Source organism: Stutzerimonas stutzeri SDM-LAC (assembly GCF_000235745.1).
In the GTDB taxonomy this organism is placed as follows: Bacteria; Pseudomonadota; Gammaproteobacteria; order Pseudomonadales; family Pseudomonadaceae; genus Stutzerimonas; species Stutzerimonas stutzeri_H.
Window position 1 is genome coordinate 1 of the sequence record NZ_AGSX01000040.1, and the last position, 3722, is coordinate 3722.

Here is a 3722-nt window from a genome sequence, read left to right on the forward strand (position 1 = left end):
AGTTGCGGTTGCTGGACGAGCAGGGCGTCGATCTGGTGCTGTGCCTGGCCTTTAACCGCCGTTTACGCGAGTTGAGCGCCGCCGAGTTCGTTCACGCGACGCTGGTTGAAGGGCTTGGCGTGCGGCACCTGGAGGTCGGTGATGACTTCCGTTTCGGTTGTGATCGTGCCGGCGATTTCAATTTTTTGTTGAAAGCGGGCGCTGCCGAAGGCTTTACCGTTGAGGCCGCCACCACTATCGAGGTCGACGGTGAGCGCGTTAGCAGCACGCGACTGCGCCAGGTGCTCGCTGATGGCAACCTGGGGCTGGCGCAGAAGCTGCTCGGCCGCCCGTTCAGCATTACCGGTCGGGTCATGCATGGGCAGGCGCTGGGCCGGCAATTAGGTGCGCCGACCGCCAATGTCCAGCTCAAGCGCAAAAATACACCGGTGAACGGAGTATTCATGGTGAGCACGGAGGTCGATGGCATCGTCCAGCCGGCGGTCGCCAATATTGGGATGCGGCCGTCGGTCGAAAGCGACGGGCAAGCGCATCTGGAAGTGCATTTGCTCAATTATCAAGGCGACCTCTATGGTCGTCTGCTGCGCGTGACCTTTCACCGCAAGCTGCGTGACGAGCAGCGCTTTGCCTCGCTGGAGGCGCTCAAGACGGCAATCGAAGCAGATATTGCTGCGGCTCGCGAATACTGGCGGGCTTCACCCTTTACCACGAGTCAGGACTGACATGACCGATTACAAAGCGACCCTCAATCTGCCGTCCACGGCATTTCCGATGAAGGCCGGTCTGCCACAGCGCGAGCCGGAGACCCTGCAGCGCTGGAACAGCATCGACCTCTACGGAAAGCTGCGGCAGATTGGAGAAGGTCGTCCGAAGTTCGTCCTGCATGATGGCCCGCCGTATGCCAACGGCAGCATTCATATCGGTCACGCGGTGAACAAGGTCATCAAGGACTTCATCGTCCGCTCCAAGACCCTGGCCGGGTTCGATGCGCCCTACGTCCCGGGCTGGGATTGCCATGGCCTGCCGATCGAACACAAGGTCGAGATCACCTATGGCAAGAACCAGCCAGCGGACCTGACTCGGGAGCGCTGCCGCGCCTACGCGGCCGAGCAGATCGAGGGACAGAAGGCTGATTTCATCCGCCTCGGCGTGCTCGGCGAGTGGGACAATCCTTACCGCACCATGGATTTTGCCAACGAGGCCGGTGAGATCCGCGCGCTGGCGAAAATGGTCGAGGGCGGTTTCGTCTTCAAGGGCCTGAAGCCGGTGAACTGGTGTTTCGATTGTGGCTCGGCATTGGCCGAGGCGGAGGTCGAGTATCAGGACAAGAAGTCCGATGCCATCGATGTCGCCTTCCAGGTCGAGGACGCGGACAAGCTGGCCTCGGCCTTCGGCGTCGCAGCGCTGAGCAAGCCGGCCAGCATCGTCATCTGGACAACCACCCCTTGGACCATTCCCGCCAACCAGGCGCTCAACGTTCATCCCGATTTCGTCTACGCGCTGGTCGACACTGGCGACCGGCTGCTCGTGCTCGCCGAAGAGCTGGTTGAGTCTTGCCTGCAGCGCTACGAGTTGCAGGGCGAGATCATTGCCCGTTGCGAGGGCAAGGCGCTGGAGCTCATCCGCTTCCGCCATCCGTTTTATGAGCGTTTCGCCCCGGTCTATCTGGCTGACTACGTGGAAACCGGCGCTGGCACTGGCATCGTTCATTCTGCGCCCGCGTATGGTGAAGACGACTTCCGTTCCTGCAAGCATTACGGCACGGAGAATGACGACATTCTCAGCCCGGTGCAGAGCCATGGCGTCTACGTGTCGGACCTGCCGTTCTTCGGCGGTCAGTTCATCTGGAAGGCCAATCCGGCGATAGTCGAGAAGCTGCGTGAAGTCGGCGCGCTGCTCAAACACGAGTCGATCCAACACAGCTACATGCACTGCTGGCGGCACAAGACGCCGTTGATTTACCGCGCCACGGCGCAGTGGTTCGTGGGTATGGACAAGGTCGCTCACGACGGCAGCTCGCTGCGTCGCCGCGCACTGGATGCCATTGAGCAGACCGAATTTGTTCCCGCGTGGGGCCAGGCTCGACTGCACGGCATGATCGCCGGGCGCCCTGACTGGTGCATTTCGCGCCAACGTACCTGGGGTGTACCGATCCCGTTCTTCCTGCACAAGGAAAGCGGCGAGCTGCATCCGCGCACCGTCGAACTGATGGAATTCGTTGCGCAACGCGTGGAGCAGGGCGGCATCGAGGCCTGGTCCAAGCTGGACGCGGCCGAACTGCTGGGCGACGAAGCGGCTCAGTACGAAAAGATCAGCGACACCCTGGACGTCTGGTTCGATTCCGGCACTACTCACTGGCACGTCATGCGTGGCTCGCACCCGATGGGGCACGACCAGGGGCCGCGTGCGGACCTGTATCTGGAAGGTTCCGACCAGCATCGTGGCTGGTTTCACTCCTCGCTGCTGACCGGCTCGGCCATTGACGGTCACGCGCCCTACAAGGGCTTGCTGACCCACGGTTTCGTCGTTGATGAGAACGGCCGCAAAATGTCCAAGTCGCTGGGCAATGTCGTTGCACCGCAGGAAGTCACTGACAGTCTGGGCGCAGACATCCTCCGTCTCTGGGTGGCCTCGACCGATTACTCCGGTGAAATGGCTGTCTCCAATGTGATCCTGCAGCGCAGCGCAGACTCCTATCGCCGTATCCGTAACACTGCGCGCTTCCTGCTCTCCAACCTTGACGGTTTCGATCCGGCTACGCATCTGGTGCCCAACGATCAGCTGATTGTCCTGGACCGCTGGGCCATTGACCGCGCCCTGTTGTTGCAGCGGGAAATCGAAGAAGCGTACGGCACCTACAAGTTCTGGAACGTCTACCAGAAGGTCCACAACTTCTGCGTGCAGGAGCTGGGCGGTTTCTATCTCGACATCATCAAGGACCGTCAATACACCACGGGTGCCGACAGCTTGCCGCGCCGCTCTTGCCAGACCGCGCTGTACCATATCGCCGAGGCGCTGGTGCGTTGGATTGCGCCGATTCTGTCGTTCACGGCTGATGAAATCTGGCAGTACCTGCCGGGTGAGCGCAACGAATCGGTGATGCTCAACACCTGGTACGAGGGGCTGGCGGAGCTGCCCGCCAATGTCGAGTTGGGCCGCGAGTTCTGGGATAAGGTTATGGCGGTCAAGGCCGCGGTAAACAAGGAGCTGGAAACCCAGCGCGCCGCGAAGACCATTGGCGGTAATCTGCAGGCCGAAGTCGTGCTCTACGCTGAAGACGCACTGGTGGCCGATCTGGCCAAGCTGGGCAGCGAGTTGCGCTTTGTGCTGATCACCTCGGCGGTGACGGTAGCGCCTCTTACCGCCGCACCGGCGGAGGCCGTACAGAGCGAGCTTTCCGGCCTCAAGTTGCAGATCAGCAAGACCGGCCACGCTAAATGCGGCCGATGCTGGCATCACCTACCCGATGTCGGTGCTCATGCGGCGCATCCGGAAATCTGTGGCCGCTGCGTCGAGAACATCGAAGGTGACGGCGAGGTTCGTCACTATGCGTGACGGCGCATCTGATCGCAGGGCGGGCGCAACCCACCGTGGGCTTTTGCTGACTGTCACGAGCATTGGTGTGGGGGCAAGATTCTCCGCGCGGGTTGCACCCGTCCAACGGCATGGGAGCCAGCTTGCTGGCGATCGCAGCTTCACGATTGGGATCGCCAGCAAGCTGG

2 protein-coding genes are annotated in these 3722 nt (G+C 61.5%); both read left to right on the forward strand.

The window, feature by feature from the left end; genetic code table 11:
- Window positions 1-722, forward strand: a 722-nt coding sequence (ribF, locus tag PSTU_RS0103830) for a bifunctional riboflavin kinase/FAD synthetase (RefSeq protein ID WP_029404602.1), incomplete at its 5' end; no start/stop codon positions are given.
- Between the two features lies 1 nt (window position 723).
- Window positions 724-3555: an isoleucine--tRNA ligase gene (ileS, locus tag PSTU_RS0103835; RefSeq protein ID WP_019339719.1), complete on the forward strand. Its 2832-nt coding sequence runs from the start codon at window positions 724-726 to the stop codon at window positions 3553-3555.
- Window positions 3556-3722 lie beyond the last annotated feature (167 nt).